Annotated in this window: 2 protein-coding genes; both read right to left on the minus strand. The window is 36.8% G+C overall.

The genetic code is table 11. The annotated features are described in order from the left end of the window. Positions 1 to 234 (minus strand): hypothetical protein (locus DD606_RS26275; RefSeq protein WP_219824248.1); only part of this gene is annotated, 234 nt, incomplete at its 3' end. Positions 235 to 243: 9 nt separating this feature from the next. Then, complete coding sequence (locus DD606_RS25510) at positions 244 to 528, minus strand: hypothetical protein (protein WP_129259527.1); 285 nt, start codon at positions 526 to 528, stop codon at positions 244 to 246. Positions 529 to 1,048: the final 520 nt, after the last annotated feature.

Here is a 1,048-nt window from a genome sequence, read left to right on the forward strand (position 1 = left end):
CTTCAAATCACTTTTTAAGGAATGAGAAACACAAAACCCAAGAGCATAAAACTCACAAATTCCCATATGGGGATGAGCTTTAAGATCCATGCCATGAACAAGATCACGAAACTGAAGATGAAGGAGTTTTGAGAAATCAGCATGAACAAATTGGTGATGCCATAATTTGCAATCATGATCACCTGGAGCAATGAAAACGTTTGCTACAACACCATTGAGAGAGAGTTCAAACAAATTACAATTTCAAGGAGAAGTGGCTATAGTCTGTCCATCTTTCTCAATTCGCCATTTGGTATGATCAAATCCAACAAAGAGACCAAGATCAACAAGTCTAGCAATTAACAAAAGATAACGTTGAAGATCTGGTACATGTAATACTCCTCGTAAAATTTGAGTGGAAGAAGATAAGGTACCAAGATATAAATCTACAATACCCTTTACTTGACAAGTAGTGTCATCAGCAAGATAAACAACACGTTGAACTGGTAGTGGATGATATTTATGGAGCCACTTAGACTGATATGTCATATTTCCAGTAGCACCAGAATTGACAATAAAAAGTGATCCATCACGTACATGAAGTATTATGTCTGGAGAAACTGAACATAGGACGCAACTTGTTTCTGGTACAATGTTGTTTCGATGTTCAGTAGCATATGCTCTATTCCGATCTGTTTCGAGTCAACACTTATAGCACATATGAGTGGGATGATCGGATCGTCCACAATATTCACAACAAGAAGAAGAAGAGTCTCTAGATAAATGTGGTTATTTAGTGGTAATATTGTGTTCTTCACTATATTGATGTTCCCAACAATCATCTTCAGTATGGCAATTTCTGTTGCAGTAAGAACATTGCTTATTATTTAGGAAATTTGAGACGAGAGAAAATATTACCGTGACAGACACCTCTGCGGTTTCCTCATTGAAATGGATTCCTTCGAGTATAAAAAGCACGTTCCATCTGTTGTGACTAAGTCTCCTCTTGTGAAATCATAGTTGTATCATGACCAACATGATGTTGTTCTTGACGTTGAGAGTATTCAAT

The organism is Enterobacter cloacae complex sp. GF14B, from assembly GCF_004136805.1.
In the GTDB taxonomy this organism is placed as follows: Bacteria; Pseudomonadota; Gammaproteobacteria; order Enterobacterales; family Enterobacteriaceae; genus Enterobacter; species Enterobacter hormaechei_C.